11 protein-coding genes, 1 tRNA gene and 1 pseudogene are annotated in these 15,881 nt (G+C 64.9%); all 13 read left to right on the top strand.

The genetic code is table 11. The features are described from left to right. A pseudogene (gene tuf, locus TSH64_RS32135) lies at window positions 1–184 on the top strand (elongation factor Tu); the annotation flags it as partial. A gap of 190 nt (window positions 185–374) precedes the next feature. After that, window positions 375–450, top strand: a tRNA-Trp gene (locus TSH64_RS32130). Between the two features lie 71 nt (window positions 451–521). Then, window positions 522–719, top strand: coding sequence for a preprotein translocase subunit SecE (gene secE / locus TSH64_RS32125; RefSeq protein ID WP_014246876.1), 198 nt, complete (start codon window positions 522–524; stop codon window positions 717–719). Between the two features lie 3 nt (window positions 720–722). Continuing rightward, complete coding sequence (gene nusG / locus TSH64_RS32120; RefSeq protein WP_012973192.1) at window positions 723–1,253, top strand: transcription termination/antitermination protein NusG; 531 nt, start codon at window positions 723–725, stop codon at window positions 1,251–1,253. A 160-nt stretch (window positions 1,254–1,413) separates the two neighbouring features. Further along, window positions 1,414–1,848 carry a 50S ribosomal protein L11 gene (gene rplK, locus TSH64_RS32115; protein ID WP_109451263.1) on the top strand — a complete coding sequence of 145 codons (435 nt, stop codon included), beginning with the start codon at window positions 1,414–1,416 and terminating at the stop codon, window positions 1,846–1,848. A 4-nt stretch (window positions 1,849–1,852) separates the two neighbouring features. Next, entirely contained in the window at window positions 1,853–2,560 is a 708-nt protein-coding gene (rplA, locus tag TSH64_RS32110; RefSeq protein WP_109051345.1) for a 50S ribosomal protein L1, read from the top strand. A gap of 309 nt (window positions 2,561–2,869) precedes the next feature. Further along, complete coding sequence (gene rplJ, locus TSH64_RS32105) at window positions 2,870–3,394, top strand: 50S ribosomal protein L10 (protein WP_098740499.1); 525 nt, start codon at window positions 2,870–2,872, stop codon at window positions 3,392–3,394. Window positions 3,395–3,452: 58 nt separating this feature from the next. Continuing rightward, window positions 3,453–3,830 (top strand): 50S ribosomal protein L7/L12, encoded by a 378-nt coding sequence (gene rplL, locus TSH64_RS32100; RefSeq protein WP_109451260.1) that lies wholly within the window; start codon window positions 3,453–3,455, stop codon window positions 3,828–3,830. Window positions 3,831–4,077: 247 nt separating this feature from the next. Next, the gene (rpoB, locus tag TSH64_RS32095) at window positions 4,078–8,271 is read left to right on the top strand and encodes a DNA-directed RNA polymerase subunit beta (RefSeq protein ID WP_109451258.1); all 4,194 of its coding nucleotides are present in this window, start codon (window positions 4,078–4,080) and stop codon (window positions 8,269–8,271) included. 102 nt (window positions 8,272–8,373) lie between these two features. Next, the gene (rpoC, locus tag TSH64_RS32090) at window positions 8,374–12,546 is read left to right on the top strand and encodes a DNA-directed RNA polymerase subunit beta' (protein WP_109451256.1); all 4,173 of its coding nucleotides are present in this window, start codon (window positions 8,374–8,376) and stop codon (window positions 12,544–12,546) included. 324 nt (window positions 12,547–12,870) lie between these two features. Continuing rightward, window positions 12,871–13,242 (top strand): 30S ribosomal protein S12, encoded by a 372-nt coding sequence (gene rpsL, locus TSH64_RS32085; protein ID WP_012973201.1) that lies wholly within the window; start codon window positions 12,871–12,873, stop codon window positions 13,240–13,242. Between the two features lie 12 nt (window positions 13,243–13,254). After that, window positions 13,255–13,725, top strand: coding sequence for a 30S ribosomal protein S7 (rpsG, locus tag TSH64_RS32080; protein ID WP_098740496.1), 471 nt, complete (start codon window positions 13,255–13,257; stop codon window positions 13,723–13,725). A gap of 27 nt (window positions 13,726–13,752) precedes the next feature. Then, window positions 13,753–15,825, top strand: a complete 2,073-nt coding sequence (fusA, locus tag TSH64_RS32075) for an elongation factor G (protein WP_109451254.1) — start codon at window positions 13,753–13,755, stop codon at window positions 15,823–15,825. Window positions 15,826–15,881 lie beyond the last annotated feature (56 nt).

Here is a 15,881-nt window from a genome sequence, read left to right as displayed (position 1 = left end):
TACGACGGACGTGACGGGCATGGTTGCGCTGCCGGAAGGCGTCGAGATGGTGATGCCGGGCGACAACGTCGCCATGGATGTCGCTCTGATCGCCCCGATCGCCATGGACGAAGGCCTGCGCTTCGCCATCCGCGAGGGTGGCCGCACCGTCGGTGCCGGCGTCGTTGCCAAGATCATCGAGTGATGCTATAAGCCTGCCTCCCCCGTCGGACCCCGGTCTGGCGGGGGAGGTTGTCTGCCTGAAGAGTACGGTTGGGCTTCCGGAAAGCCGTTCTGAAAGTTATTCCGAAAGTCAGGTCGAAAGGCCTTGACACAGCCGCCTAAAGAATGGTTTAAGCGGCCTCCCACGCCGAAAGGTGTGGCCGGACGGAGATAGGAGTGTAGCTCAATTGGTAGAGCACCGGTCTCCAAAACCGGGGGTTGGGGGTTCGATCCCCTCCACTCCTGCCATCCCGTCCCAATAATGATTAGGGTAAAAGCGGCGCCCTCACAGTCGCTCCGGAGCTCGCACGGTTCGCACGATGGCTAAAGTCAATCCCGCAGAATTCGCGCGCGAGGTCCGCCGCGAGGTAGCCAGGGTCACCTGGCCGACCCGCAAGGAAACCGGCATCACGACCGCCATGGTGTTCGTCATGGTCGTGCTCGCCGCCCTGTTCTTCCTCGTCGTCGATCAGGTGCTGGCGGTTGCCGTTCGCTTGATCCTTGGGCTGGGGGGCTAAGACATGGCTGCGCGCTGGTACGTCGTTCACGTTTATTCGGGTTTCGAAAAGAAGGTCTCCCAGGCCATCCGCGAAAAGGCGGCTCAGAAGGGTCTGGAAGACAAGTTCGAGGAAATCCTGGTCCCGACCGAAGAAGTGGTCGAAGTGCGCCGGGGTTCCAAGATCAACACCGAACGCAAGTTCTTTCCTGGCTATGTCCTCGTCAAGATGGACCTGACCGACGAATCCTGGTCGCTGGTGAAGAACACGCCGAAGGTTACGGACTTCCTGGGTGGCGGCGGCAAGCCGCAGCCGATTTCCCAGCGAGAGGCCGAGCGGATCATCCATCAGGTGCAGGAAGGCTTTGAGCGCCCCAAGCCCTCGATCACCTTCGAGGTGGGCGAGCAGGTGAGAGTGAGCGACGGTCCCTTCACCTCGTTCAATGGTGTCGTCGAGGAAGTCGACGAAGAGAAGTCCCGCCTCAAGGTGGCGGTTTCGATCTTCGGTCGCTCCACGCCGGTCGAGTTGGAATACACGCAGGTCGAAAAGATCTGATCGCAAGGTTCCACGGTTTATGAGTCGGAGCTGCCGGTGCTTGCATCGGTGGCTCCATTCTGTTGCGGGAGGCTCGCCATGGCCGAACCGCAAAAACCCCGCGGCGCCGCGCCGGACCAATCGGTCAAGAGCGTGAGGCGTCGTCCCAGGAGGTTGTGAGATGGCGAAGAAAATCGTCGGTTACATCAAGCTGCAGGTCCCGGCCGGCAAGGCCAACCCGTCGCCGCCCATCGGTCCGGCGCTCGGTCAGCGCGGCCTGAACATCATGGAGTTCTGCAAGGCGTTCAACGCCAAGACGGCGGACCTGGAAGTCGGCATGCCGATTCCCGTGGTCATCACCGCCTACGGCGACCGCACCTTCACCTTCGTGACGAAGACCCCGCCGGTCAGCTACTTCCTCAAGAAGGCTTCGGGCAAGGACAAGGGTTCGACGACCCCCGGCAAGGGTGGTTTCGTCGGCCAAGTCACGACCTCGCAGATCCGCGAGATCGCCCAGAAGAAGATGGTCGACCTGAACGCGCACGACGTCGAAGCCGCCGCGAGCATGATCGCCGGCTCCGCCCGCTCGATGGGCCTCGAAGTGGTGGAGGGCTGATCCTATGGCGAAGCTGGGCAAGCGTCTGACCGACGCCTACAAGACCGTCAACCGCGACTCCTTCTACTCGCTGGAAGAGGCTGTCACCCTGGTAAAGGGTGCCGCCAAGGCCAAGTTCGACGAGACCATCGAGATCGCGATGAACCTCGGCATCGATCCGCGCCACGCCGATCAGATGGTCCGCGGCGTCGTGAACCTGCCGAACGGCACCGGCAAGACCGTCCGCGTGGCGGTGTTCGCCCGTGGCGCCAAGGTCGATGAGGCTCTGGCCGCCGGCGCCGACGTTGTCGGCGGCGACGATCTGGCCGAACAGATCCTGGCCGGCAACATCAACTTCGACCGCTGCATCGCCTCGCCCGACATGATGGGCGTGGTCGGCAAGCTCGGTAAGGTGCTGGGCCCGCGCGGCCTGATGCCGAACCCGAAGCTGGGCACCGTGACCCCCGACGTCGCCGGCGCCGTCAAGGCCGCCAAGGCCGGCGCGGTGGAGTTCCGTGCGGAGAAGACCGGCATCATCCACGCCGGCGTGGGCAAGGTCAGCTTCTCGGAAGAGGCGCTGGTCCAGAACATCCGTGCCTTCGTCGATGCCATCACCCGTGCCAAGCCGACCGGCGCCAAGGGCCAGTACCTGCTGAAGGTCTCGCTCTCGTCGACGATGGGCCCGGGTCTGAAGCTCGACCTCTCCAGCGTGTCGGCTCCGGCCGCCGCCTGATGACCCGTTTCGCCGCCGTCTGCCCTCGGGCAGCGGTGGCGTCCGGGCGGACCGCCTGAGGGGGAAACCCCGAGGGCACCCGCCCATCCCTGTCCGAGACCGCTGGTGTCCGTCCCCGACCGCAAGGAAAGGGAAGGGCTTAAAATTCACCCGCGCAGACAGGAGTTGAACCCGTTTACCCCTCCGGCCCCGCCGCCATGCGCGACGGGAACCGGTTCAGGAACGGCTTGACTTCTGGGACAGGTTCGCCGGATCTCCGGCCCTTCGGGGACGGGGGTCCATGTACACCTCTGTGCAAGGAGGCGATCCGTGGATCGTACACAAAAAGAAGCGACGATCGCGGCTCTGCAATCGAAGCTCCAGGACACGGGCCTGGTGGTGGTCACCCACCATCTGGGCCTGACGGTGAAGGAAGTCACCGACCTGCGTGCGAAGGTTCGGGCTGCTGGCGCCAGCTTCAAAGTGACGAAGAACCGGCTCGCCCGTCGTTCCCTTCAGGGGACGCAGTTCGAAGGTCTGGACGGTCTCTTCAAGGGACCGACGGCGATCGCCTACTCGAAGGATCCCGTTGCGGCTGCCAAGGTGGTGGCCGACTACGCGAAGACCAACGAGAAGCTCAAGATCGTCGGCGCCAGCCTCGGCACCCAGATTCTGGACGCGGAGGGGGTCAAGGCCCTCGCCTCGCTCCCGTCGCTGGACGAACTGCGTGGCCGCCTCGTGGGCATGATCCAGACCCCGGCGACCCGTATCGCCGGTGTCCTCCAGGCTCCGGGCGGCCAGGTCGCCCGCGTGCTTGCTGCCTACGCGAAGAAGGACGACGAGGCGGCGGCCTAACCAGGCCTAGTCACTCGTTTTTTACATCCCCAGAACTCAAGTCGTTTGGAGTAGTAACATGGCTGATCTGCAGAAGCTCGTCGACGATCTGTCGGCCCTGACCGTCCTGGAAGCCGCCGAGCTGTCGAAGCTCCTCGAAGAGAAGTGGGGCGTCTCCGCCGCCGCTCCGGTTGCCGTCGCCGCCGCCGGCCCGGCCGCTGCCTCCGCCGCTCCGGCCGAAGAGCAGACCGAGTTCACGGTGATCCTCGCCGATGCCGGCGACAAGAAGATCAACGTGATTAAGGAAGTCCGTGCGATCACCGGCCTGGGCCTGAAGGAAGCCAAGGACCTGGTCGAGGGTGCTCCGAAGCCGGTCAAGGAAGGCGCCACGAAGGACGAGGCCGCCAAGATCAAGAAGCAGCTTGAAGAAGCCGGCGCCAAGGTCGATATTAAGTAAGACCTTGTTGCGTACGAAGCACACAGTACCAAGCCGGACGGCGGTCGGTTCCCTAGGGGACCGGCCGCCGCACGGCATTTTCTGCCTTCCGCCGGACCGGGCTTGCCCGGCCCGGCTCTTTCCGTCCCCATCATGGGGATGGCCCGCGCGGGCGCCCTCGGGACCGGTCGACAGCAGTCGGCTCGATCCTACGGTCGGTTGAACGGTCGGTATAACGCGCATCACGTACAGACGTTTGGGGACATCCATGGCCAAATCCTTTACGGGTCGTAAACGTGTTCGGAAGAGCTTCGGGCGCATCCCGGAAGTCACCCAGATGCCCAACCTCATCGAGGTGCAGCGCAGCTCCTACGATCACTTCCTGCAAATGGACGTCGCCCCGGAAAAGCGGGCGAACCTGGGCCTGCAGGAAGTCTTCAAGTCGGTCTTCCCGATCAAGGACTTCTCCGACCGCGCGGTGCTGGATTTCGTCAAGTACGAGCTTGAGCAGCCGAAATACGACGTCGAGGAATGCCAGCAGCGCGGCATGACCTTCGCCGCCCCGCTGAAGGTCACCCTGCGCCTGTCCGTGTTCGACGTCGAGGAGGACACCGGCCTCCGTTCGATCCGCGACATCAAGGAGCAGGACGTCTACATGGGCGACATGCCCCTGATGACGGCCAACGGCACCTTCGTCATCAACGGCACCGAGCGTGTCATCGTCTCGCAGATGCACCGCAGCCCGGGCGTCTTCTTCGACCATGACAAGGGCAAGACCCACGCGTCGGGCAAGTATCTGTTCGCCGCCCGTGTCATTCCCTACCGCGGTTCCTGGCTCGACTTCGAGTTCGACGCCAAGGATCTCGTCTACGTCCGCATCGACCGCCGCCGCAAGCTGCCGGCCACCACGCTGCTGTTCGCCCTGGACGGCGCGGAGACCGAGGCGCTGCGCGCCGAGCGCAAGGCCAACCGCAAGGACCTGCTGCCCTACGAGGCGCAGGGCATGGCCAAGGAAGAGATCCTCAACTACTTCTACGACACGATCACCTACACCCGGTCGGCCGGCGGTTGGAAGACCCCGTTCAGCGCCGAGCGGATGAAGGGCGTCAAGCTGATCTCCGACCTCGTGGATGCCGCCACCGGCGCCATCGTCGCCGAGGCCGGCACCAAGATGACCCCGCGGGTCATCAAGAAGCTGGTCGAGGCCGGCCTGACCGAGCAGCAGGTCTCCACCGAGGAGCTGACCGGCCGCTACCTCGCCGTCGACATCATCAACGAGCGCACGGGCGAAGTCCTGTTCGAAGCCGGTGACGAGCTGTCGGCGAGCGATCTCGACAAGCTGGAGAAGACCGGTGTCGACGAGCTGCCGGTGCTGGCGATCGACCATCTGAACGTCGGCGCCTACATCCGCAACACGATGAACGCGGACCGCAACGCCAGCCGCGAAGACGCGCTGATCGACATCTACCGCGTGATGCGTCCGGGCGAGCCGCCGACCCTGGAGTCGGCCGAGGCGCTGTTCTCCGGCCTGTTCTTCGACAGCGAGCGCTACGACCTGTCGGCCGTCGGCCGCGTCAAGATGAACGCCCGCCTGAACTTCCAGACCGACGACCAGATGCGTGTGCTCCGCAAGGAGGACATCCTGGAGATCCTGAAGGTTCTGGTGAACCTGAAGGACGGCCGCGGCGAGATCGACGACATCGACCATCTCGGCAACCGCCGCGTCCGCTCGGTCGGCGAACTGATGGAGAACCAGTACCGCGTCGGCCTGCTCCGCATGGAGCGTGCGATCCGCGAGCGCATGAGCTCGGTCGAGATCGACACGGTGATGCCGCACGACCTGATCAACGCCAAGCCGGCGGCCGCCGCCGTGCGCGAGTTCTTCGGCTCGTCGCAGCTGTCGCAGTTCATGGACCAGACCAACCCGCTGTCCGAGATCACGCACAAGCGTCGTCTCTCGGCTCTCGGCCCGGGCGGTCTGACCCGCGAGCGCGCCGGCTTCGAGGTGCGCGACGTGCACCCGACGCACTATGGCCGCATCTGCCCGATTGAGACGCCGGAAGGCCCGAACATCGGTCTGATCAACTCGCTGGCGACCTATGCCCGCGTCAACCAGTACGGCTTCATCGAGAGCCCCTACCGCAAGGTCATCGACGGCAAGGTCACCAACGAGGTGGTCTATCTGTCGGCGATGGAGGAGGGCCGCTACGTCGTCGCCCAGGCGAACGCCGAACTGAACGCGGACGACAGCTTCGCCGCCGATCTGGTGTCCTGCCGCCAGGGCGGCGAATACCTGATGTTCCGGCCGGAAGCCATCGACCTGATCGACGTGTCGCCGAAGCAGCTGGTGTCCGTCGCCGCGGCGCTGATCCCGTTCCTGGAGAACGACGACGCCAACCGCGCGCTGATGGGCTCGAACATGCAGCGTCAGGCGGTGCCGTTGGTCAAGGCCGACGCCCCGCTGGTCGGCACCGGCATGGAGGCGACCGTCGCCCGCGACAGCGGCGTGACCATCGTCGCCAAGCGGTCGGGCATCGTCGACCAGGTCGACGCCACCCGCATCGTCGTCCGTGCGACCGACAGCTCGGACAGCACGGCGCCGGGCGTCGACATCTACAACCTGCTGAAGTTCCAGCGGTCCAACCAGAACACCTGCATCACCCAGCGTCCGCTGGTGAAGGTCGGTGACCGGGTGAACGCCGGCGACATCGTGGCCGACGGTCCGTCGACCGATCTGGGCGAGCTGGCGCTCGGCCGGAACGTGCTCGTCGCGTTCATGCCGTGGAACGGCTACAACTTCGAGGACTCGATCCTCATCAACGAGCGCATCGTCAAGGACGACGTCTTCACCTCGATCCACATCGAGGAGTTCGAGGTCATGGCCCGCGACACCAAGCTGGGCCAGGAGGAAATCACCCGCGACATTCCGAACGTGGGTGAGGAAGCTCTGAAGAACCTCGACGAGGCCGGCATCGTCTATATCGGCGCCGAAGTCCGTCCGGGCGACATTCTGGTCGGCAAGGTGACGCCGAAGGGCGAAAGCCCGATGACGCCGGAAGAAAAGCTGCTGCGCGCCATCTTCGGCGAGAAGGCCTCGGACGTCCGCGACACCTCGCTGCGCCTGCCGCCGGGCGTGGTCGGCACCATTGTCGAGGTCCGCGTGTTCAGCCGCCGCGGCGTCGACAAGGACGAACGCGCGCTCGCCATCGAACGTGCCGAGATCGAGAAGCTGGCCAAGGACCGCGACGACGAGCGCGGCATCCTGGAGCGCAGCTTCTACACCCGCCTGAAGGAAGTGCTGATCGGCCAGACCGCGCAGTCCGGCCCGAAGGGCATGAAGGGTGGCACGGTCCTGACCGACGAGGTGCTGGCCGGCCTGTCGAAGGGCTTGTGGCGCCAGATCGCCATCGCCGACGAGCAGGTGATGGAGACCGTCGAGAACCTGGCGAAGGTGTTCGACGACTCGATCAAGGCCCTGCAGGACCGCTTCGAGAACAAGGTCGACAAGCTGCAGCGCGGTGACGAGCTGCCGCCGGGCGTCATGAAGATGGTCAAGGTCTTCGTCGCGGTGAAGCGCAAGCTGCAGCCGGGCGACAAGATGGCCGGCCGTCACGGCAACAAGGGTGTCGTCTCGCGCATCATCCCGCAGGAGGACATGCCCTACCTGGAGGACGGCACCCCCGTCGATCTGGTGCTGAACCCGCTGGGCGTGCCGTCGCGCATGAACGTCGGTCAGATCCTGGAAACCCACCTCGGCTGGGCGGCCTCGGGTCTCGGCAAGCAGATCGGCCGTGCGGTCGACCAGTACCGTCTGGCCATCCGTCAGAAGGCCGAAGGCGCTCCCCAGTTGGAGGCCCTGCGCGGCACGCTGAAGTCGGCGTACGGCGAGGTGACCTACAATGAGGACATCGCCGACATGACCGACGGCGAGCTGCTGGAGCTGGGCGGGAACCTGCGCAAGGGCGTGCCCTTCGCGACGCCGGTCTTCGACGGCGCCCGCGAGGAGGACATCTGCGTCCATCTGGAACGCGCCGGCTTCGACCGGTCGGGCCAGTCGACGCTGGTGGACGGACGTACTGGCGAGACCTTCGATCGCAAGGTCACCGTCGGCTACATCTACATGCTGAAGCTGCACCACCTCGTGGACGACAAGATCCACGCCCGGTCGATCGGTCCCTACTCGCTGGTCACGCAGCAGCCGCTGGGCGGCAAGGCCCAGTTCGGCGGTCAGCGCTTCGGTGAGATGGAGGTCTGGGCGCTCGAAGCCTACGGCGCCGCCTACACGCTGCAGGAAATGCTGACGGTGAAGTCGGACGACGTGTCCGGCCGCACCAAGGTCTACGAGGCCATCGTCCGCGGCGACGACAACTTCGAGGCCGGCATTCCGGAATCGTTCAACGTGCTGGTCAAGGAGCTGCGCTCGCTCGGCCTGAACGTCGAACTGAACCAGCGGTCTTACTGAGCCGATTTGACGTGACCAAACCCCGGAGCGGCGCATTCGCGCCGGTCCGGGGTCATGCACTGCCCTTAACCGACAACGCGGCGATGCCAGCGGGAGACGGTCATGAATGAGTTGATGAACATTTTCGGCCAGGTCCAGGGGCCGCAGAGCTTCGATCAGATCCGCATCCAGATCGCGAGCCCCGAGCGGATCCGGTCCTGGTCCTACGGCGAGATCAAGAAGCCGGAAACCATCAACTACCGCACCTTCAAGCCGGAGCGCGACGGCCTGTTCTGCGCCCGCATCTTCGGCCCGATCAAGGACTACGAGTGCTTGTGCGGCAAGTACAAGCGCATGAAGTATCGCGGCATCATCTGCGAGAAGTGCGGCGTCGAGGTCACGCTGTCGAAGGTCCGGCGCGAGCGCATGGGCCACATCGAGCTGGCGTCCCCGGTCGCGCACATCTGGTTCCTGAAGTCGCTGCCGAGCCGCATCGGCCTGCTGCTCGACATGACGCTCAAGGATCTGGAGCGCATCCTCTATTTCGAAAACTACGTCGTCATCGAGCCCGGCCTCACCCCGCTCAAGCTGCATTCGCTGCTGAGCGAGGAAGAGTTCATGAACGCCCAGGACGAGTACGGCGAGGACGCCTTCACCGCGTCGATCGGTGCCGAAGCGCTGCGCATCATGCTGTCCGCGCTCGACCTCGACGAGGAGAAGAAGCGCTGCCGTGAGGATCTGCGCGACACCAACTCCGAGGCCAAGCGCAAGAAGCTGGTCAAGCGCCTGAAGCTGATCGACGCCTTCCTGGCCTCGCAGTCGCGGCCTGAGTGGATGATTCTGGAAGTGATTCCGGTAATCCCGCCCGAGCTGCGTCCGCTGGTGCCGCTCGATGGCGGCCGTTTCGCCACGTCCGACCTGAACGACCTGTACCGCCGCGTCATCAACCGCAACAACCGTCTGAAGCGGCTGATCGAGCTGAAGGCGCCGGACATCATCGTCCGCAACGAGAAGCGCATGCTGCAGGAGGCCGTCGACGCTCTGTTCGACAACGGCCGCCGTGGCCGCGTCATCACCGGCGCCAACAAGCGTCCGCTGAAGTCGCTGTCGGACATGCTGAAGGGCAAGCAGGGCCGCTTCCGTCAGAACCTGCTCGGCAAGCGCGTCGATTACTCGGGCCGTTCGGTCATCGTCGTCGGTCCGGAGCTGAAGCTGCACCAGTGCGGCCTGCCGAAGAAGATGGCGCTGGAGCTGTTCAAGCCCTTCATCTACGCCAAGCTGGAGCTGTACGGTCTCGCCTCCACCATCAAGGCCGCCAAGCGGATGGTGGAAAAGGAGCGTCCCGAGGTCTGGGACATCCTGGAGGAGGTCATCCGCGAGCATCCGGTGATGCTGAACCGGGCGCCGACGCTGCACCGCCTCGGCATCCAGGCCTTCGAGCCGACGCTGATCGAAGGCAAGGCGATCCAGCTGCACCCGCTGGTCTGCACCGCCTTCAACGCAGACTTCGACGGCGACCAGATGGCCGTGCACGTTCCGCTGTCGCTTGAAGCGCAGTTGGAAGCGCGCGTCCTGATGATGTCGACCAACAACATCCTGTCGCCCGCCAACGGCAAGCCGATCATCGTGCCGTCGCAGGACATCGTGCTCGGCATCTACTACATCTCGATGGACCGCCCGAGCGAGAAGGGCGAGGGCATGGTGTTCGCCAACGTCTCGGAAATCGAGCAGGCGCTGAACGCCAAGGTCCTGTCGATCCATGCCAAGATCAAGGCGCGCTACGTCGGCGTGGACGACGAGGGCGAGGAGCTGATCAGCATCGTCGAGACGACGCCGGGCCGCATGCTTCTGTCGGAGCTGCTGCCGCGCCATCCGAAGGTGCCCTTCTCGCTGATCAACCGCGTCCTGACCAAGAAGGACGTCGGCAACGTCATCGACGCCGTCTACCGCCATTGCGGTCAGAAGGAGACGGTGATCTTCGCTGACCGCCTGATGAAGCTCGGCTTTGGCCACGCCTGCCGCGCCGGCATCTCCTTCGGCAAGGACGACATGGTCATCCCGGCCGCCAAGGAGAAGCTGGTCAACGAGTCGAAGGAGCGGGTGAAGGAGTTCGAGCAGCAGTATCTCGACGGCCTGATCACCCAGGGCGAGAAGTACAACAAGGTCGTCGACGTCTGGTCGGAATGCACCGAAAAGGTCGCGTCCGAGATGATGAAGGCGATCTCGACCACCGAAGCCGGCAAGCCGGTCAACTCGGTGTACATGATGGCCCACTCCGGTGCCCGTGGTTCCGCCGCGCAGATCCGTCAGCTGGCCGGCATGCGCGGCCTGATGGCCAAGCCGTCGGGCGAGATCATCGAGACGCCGATCATCTCCAACTTCAAGGAAGGCCTGACCGTGCTGGAGTACTTCAACTCCACCCACGGCGCCCGCAAGGGTCTGGCCGACACCGCCTTGAAGACGGCGAACTCCGGTTACCTCACCCGCCGTCTGGTCGACGTGGCGCAGGACGCCATCATCGTCGAGCATGATTGCGGCACCGAACGCGGCATCACCGTCAAGGCGGTGATCGACGGCGGCGAAGTCATCAGCCCGCTGGGCGACCGAATCCTCGGCCGCACCGTGGTCGGGGCGGTGATCGACCCGCTGAACGGCGAGCTGATCGTCGAGGACGGCGGCCTGATCGACGAGCCGACGGTCGACCGCATCGAGCGGTCGGGCATCGACTCGGTCAAGATCCGCTCGGTCCTGACCTGCGAGACCCGCGACGGCGTCTGCGCCAAGTGCTATGGCCGTGATCTGGCCCGCGGCACGCTGGTGAACACCGGCGAGGCGGTCGGCGTCATCGCGGCGCAGTCGATCGGCGAGCCGGGCACCCAGCTGACGATGCGTACCTTCCACATCGGCGGTGCGGCGCAGCGCGGTGCCGAGCAGAGCCAGATCGAGGCGGCGTTCGACGCGACGGTGCGGATCAACAACCGCAACGTCGTCATGAACTCCTCTGGCATCCCGGTCGTCATGGGCCGCAGCACCGAAGTGATCCTGCTCGACGAGCAGGGCCGCGAGCGGGCGCGTCACCGCGTGCCGTATGGTGCCAAGCTGCTGGCCGACGAGGGCGTGAAGGTCGAGCGCGGCGCCAAGCTGGCCGAGTGGGACCCCTACACCCTGCCGATCATCACGGAGCGCGCCGGTACCGCCCGCTACATCGACCTCGTGGAGGGTATCTCCATGCGCGAGGTGATGGACGAGGCGACGGGCATCAGCTCCAAGGTGGTCGTCGACTGGCGCCAGCAGCCGCGCGGTGCCGATCTGAAGCCGCGCATCGCGCTGGTGGACGAGCGGGGCGAGCTGATCACCCTGCCGAACGGCCTCGAAGCCCGCTACTTCATGTCGGTGGACGCCATCCTGTCGGTGGAGAACGGTGCCGAGGTCCGGGCCGGCGACGTGCTGGCGCGTATCCCGCGCGAGTCGTCCAAGACCCGCGACATCACCGGCGGTCTGCCGCGCGTGGCCGAGCTGTTCGAAGCGCGTCGTCCGAAGGACTTCGCCATCATCTCGGAGATGAGCGGCCGCGTCGAATTCGGTAAGGACTACAAGACCAAGCGCCGCATCGTCGTCCGCAACGACGAGAGCGGTGACGAGAAGGAGTATCTGATCCCGAAGGGCAAGCACATCTCCGTGCAGGAGGGTGACTATGTCGAACGCGGCGATCTGCTGATGGACGGCAACCCGGTGCCGCACGACATCCTGGCGGTGATGGGTGTGGAGGCCTTGGCCGACTACCTGATCAACGAAATCCAGGACGTCTATCGACTGCAGGGCGTGAAGATCAACGACAAGCACATCGAGGTGATCGTTCGCCAGATGCTGCAGAAGGTCGAGATCACCGACGCCGGCGAGACCACCTTCCTGGTGGGCGAGCAGGTCGACCGTCAGGAGTTCGACGAGGAGAACGAGAAGACCGTCGCGGAAGGCCTGCAGCCGGCGCACGGCCATCCGGTTCTCCAGGGCATCACCAAGGCCAGCCTGCAGACGCGCTCCTTCATCTCGGCCGCGTCGTTCCAGGAAACCACCCGCGTCCTCACGGAAGCGGCCGTCGGCGGCAAGGTCGACAATCTGGAAGGCCTGAAGGAGAACGTCATCGTCGGCCGTCTGATCCCGGCCGGCACGGGCTCCGTGGTGAACCGTCTGAAGCTGATCGCCGCCGAGCGTGACCGCGAGGCGGCCCTGGAAGCCGGCGCTCCGGAGGAAACTCCGGCCCTGCCGACCCCGGGCGAGGAAAGCTCCGCGGCCTGAGCCATCGGGTTGTTCGAGTAGGGGAGGGGGCGCGTTCCGCGAGGAACGCGCCCTTTTTCTTGGGGCCTTACCGATTGCCAGTCGGGACCCCCGCAAGCTTCAATACCGTCCTTGACTCTCTCCCGGCCTTTCCCTAAAGTCCGCGAACTTCAAAGGCCGCCGGGGCTCTCCGTGCGTCCGCTTGAATCCACCGATCCCGCCGATCGGAGTCCTCCGGTCGGCTTTCGCTCATTCAGCCCGCTCGGAACGGCAACGTTTCGCAGGCGGGCTTTTGCTTCGTCCGGCTCGTCCGGCCGAGTGATCTTGAAGGGATGAAGGGCAGATATGCCGACGATCAACCAGTTGATCCGTAAGCCGCGCGAGCCGTTGGCCGCGCGCAACAAGGTTCCCGCGATGGAGGCCTGCCCGCAGAAGCGTGGCGTCTGCACTCGCGTTTACACCACCACCCCGAAGAAGCCGAACTCGGCGCTCCGTAAGGTCGCCCGCGTTCGTCTGACGAACGGCTTCGAGGTGACGAGCTACATCCCTGGTGAGGGCCACAACCTCCAGGAACACTCGGTGGTCATGATCCGCGGCGGTCGTGTGAAGGATCTTCCCGGCGTTCGCTATCACATCATTCGCGGCACGCTGGATACCCAGGGCGTCAAGGATCGTAAGCAGCGTCGTTCGAAGTACGGCGCGAAGCGTCCGAAGTAAGGAGAATTCACGATGTCCCGTCGTCATCGCGCCGAGAAGCGTGAAGTCCTGCCGGACGCCAAGTATGGCGACCGCGTCCTGACGAAGTTCATGAACTGCCTGATGTTTGACGGCAAGAAGTCGTCGGCTGAAAGCATCGTCTATGGTGCGCTGGGCCGCATCGAGGTCAAGACCAAGAACGACCCCGTTCAGGTCTTCCACGACGCCCTCGCCAACGTGAAGCCGCACCTCGAAGTGCGGTCGCGTCGCGTCGGTGGTGCGACCTATCAGGTTCCGGTCGAGGTCCGTTCGGATCGCGCCCAGGCCCTGGCCATCCGTTGGCTGATCAGCGCCGCCCGTGCCCGCTCGGAAAACACCATGACCGAGCGTCTGTCGGGTGAGCTGCTCGACGCCGCCAGCCAGCGCGGCACTGCCGTGAAGAAGCGCGAAGATACGCACCGCATGGCGGAAGCCAACAAGGCGTTCTCGCACTACCGCTGGTAAGGTTAACGCCTGTCCTGGTGATTTTGCATGCCCCGCTCGCACGCCCTCGACCGTTACCGCAACATCGGCATCATGGCTCACATCGATGCCGGCAAGACGACGACGACCGAGCGCATCCTGTTCTATACCGGCAAGTCCTATCGCATGGGCGAGGTCAATGACGGCACCGCCGTCATGGACTGGATGGAACAGGAGCAGGAGCGGGGCATCACCATCACGTCGGCGGCCACGACCTGTTTCTGGCGCGACCACCGCATCAACATCATCGATACGCCCGGCCACGTGGATTTCACCATCGAGGTCGAGCGGTCGTTGCGTGTTCTGGATGGCGCCGTTGCCATCTTCGACGCGGTTGCGGGGGTCGAGCCCCAGACCGAGACCGTGTGGCGGCAAGCCGACAAGTACGGCGTGCCGCGCATGGCCTTCGTCAACAAGATGGACCGCGTCGGCGCGGACTTCGACGGTTGTGTCGCCATGATGGCCGAGCGCCTTGGCGTCAAGCCGCTGGTCGTTCAGCGTCCCATCGGCAGCGAGGCCGGCTTCGCCGGTGTCGTCGATCTGGTTTCGATGCGCGCCACCATCTGGAAAGCCGAAACGCTCGGCGCCGAATTCCAGCACACCGAAATTCCCGAGGAGTTGGCCGGTCCGGCTGCAAGCGCCCGTCAGGCGCTGCTGGACGCTGTGCTGGACCTCGATGAGGCGGCAATGGCCGCCTATCTCGAGCGCGGCGAGGAGCCGACGCCCGACGCGCTGCGCGCTTTGATCCGCAAGGGGACGATTGCCGGCGCCATGGTTCCCGTGCTCTGCGGGTCCGCCTTCCGCAACAAGGGCATCCAGCCGATGCTGGACGCCGTGGTCGACTACCTGCCGGCGCCGAACGACATCGGTGCGGTGACGGGCCATGCGGTGGGTGGCGACCGGGCCGAGGAGCGCGCCGCCAACGACAGTGCGCCCTTCTCCGGCCTTGCCTTCAAGGTGATGAACGACCCCTATGTCGGGACGCTCACCTTCTGCCGCATCTATTCAGGCACCGTCAGCGTCGGCGATTCGCTGCTGAACCCCGTCAAGGGTGAGCGCGAGAAGATCGGTCGGATGCTGCTGATGCACGCCAACAGCCGTGAAGAGATCGAGCGCGCCCACACCGGCGACATCGTGGCCTTCGCCGGTCTGGAGCACACGGCAACCGGCGACACGCTGTGCGACGCCGCCAAGCCGATCGTGCTGGAGCGTCTCGACGTTCCGGAACCGGTGATCGAGATCGTCGTCGAGCCGCGCACCGACGCCGACCACGACAAGATGGCGGCGGCATTGAACCGTCTCGGCCATGAGGATCCCTCGTTGCAGGTTACGGTCGACCGCGAAAGCGGCCAGACCGTGATCCGCGGCATGGGCGAGCTGCATCTCGACATCATCGTCGACCGCATGAGGCGCGAGTTCCGCGTCGATGCGGCTGTCGGTGCGCCCAAGGTGGCCTATCGGGAGACCGTGCTGCGCTCGGCCGAAATCGACCATGTCCACGCCCGACAGACCGGCGATCGCGCCCAGTTCGCACGCGTGATGCTGAAGCTGGAGGCGCTGGATCGCGGCGCCGGCTTCGTGTTCGAGAACCGGGCGGCGGGCCTGCCGCGCGACTTCGTCGCCGGTGTGCAGAAGGGCCTGGAGGGCGCGAAGGACAGCGGCGTCGTCGCCGGCTATCCGGTGGTGGACGTCAAGGCGACGCTGACAGGCGGCGAGGCGCACGACGTCGATTCCTCGCCGCTCGCCTTTGAACTCGCGGCGAGGAACGCCTTCCGCGAGGCTATGACAAAAGCCGCTCCGGCGCTGTTGGAACCGCTGATGCGGGTCGAAATCATCACGCCGGACGACTATATGGGCGACGTCATCGGCGACCTGAACGGTCGCCGGGGACAGATCACCGGCATGGACCAGCGCGGCAACGCGCGAATCGTCACGGGACTGGTTCCCTTGGCGGCCATGTTCGGCTATGTGAACTCCCTGCGCTCCATGAGTCAGGGCCGCGCGCAGTACAGCATGCAGTTCGACCATTATGAGCCGGTGCCACAGGCCATCGCGGACGGCGTCCGCGCCAAGGTGGCCTGAAGACCGCTGGAACGATTGAGAAACGGAGAGACCACCCCATGGCGAAGGCAAAGTTC

Origin of the sequence: Azospirillum sp. TSH64 (assembly GCF_003116035.1) — a bacterium.
Classification (GTDB): domain Bacteria; phylum Pseudomonadota; class Alphaproteobacteria; order Azospirillales; family Azospirillaceae; genus Azospirillum.
This window is presented reverse-complemented; position numbering and strand designations above follow the sequence as displayed.

Excerpts from the sequence above, each read along its gene's own strand:
- secE (WP_014246876.1), top strand. The coding sequence starts at position 522 with ATGGCTAAAGTCAATCCCGCAGAATTCGCGCGCGAGGTCCGCCGCGAG.
- nusG (WP_012973192.1), top strand. The coding sequence starts at position 723 with ATGGCTGCGCGCTGGTACGTCGTTCACGTTTATTCGGGTTTCGAAAAG.
- rplK (WP_109451263.1), top strand. The coding sequence starts at position 1,414 with ATGGCGAAGAAAATCGTCGGTTACATCAAGCTGCAGGTCCCGGCCGGC.
- rplA (WP_109051345.1), top strand. The coding sequence starts at position 1,853 with ATGGCGAAGCTGGGCAAGCGTCTGACCGACGCCTACAAGACCGTCAAC.
- rplL (WP_109451260.1), top strand. The coding sequence starts at position 3,453 with ATGGCTGATCTGCAGAAGCTCGTCGACGATCTGTCGGCCCTGACCGTC.
- rpoB (WP_109451258.1), top strand. The coding sequence starts at position 4,078 with ATGGCCAAATCCTTTACGGGTCGTAAACGTGTTCGGAAGAGCTTCGGG.
- rpoC (WP_109451256.1), top strand. The coding sequence starts at position 8,374 with ATGAATGAGTTGATGAACATTTTCGGCCAGGTCCAGGGGCCGCAGAGC.
- rpsL (WP_012973201.1), top strand. The coding sequence starts at position 12,871 with ATGCCGACGATCAACCAGTTGATCCGTAAGCCGCGCGAGCCGTTGGCC.
- rpsG (WP_098740496.1), top strand. The coding sequence starts at position 13,255 with ATGTCCCGTCGTCATCGCGCCGAGAAGCGTGAAGTCCTGCCGGACGCC.
- fusA (WP_109451254.1), top strand. The coding sequence starts at position 13,753 with ATGCCCCGCTCGCACGCCCTCGACCGTTACCGCAACATCGGCATCATG.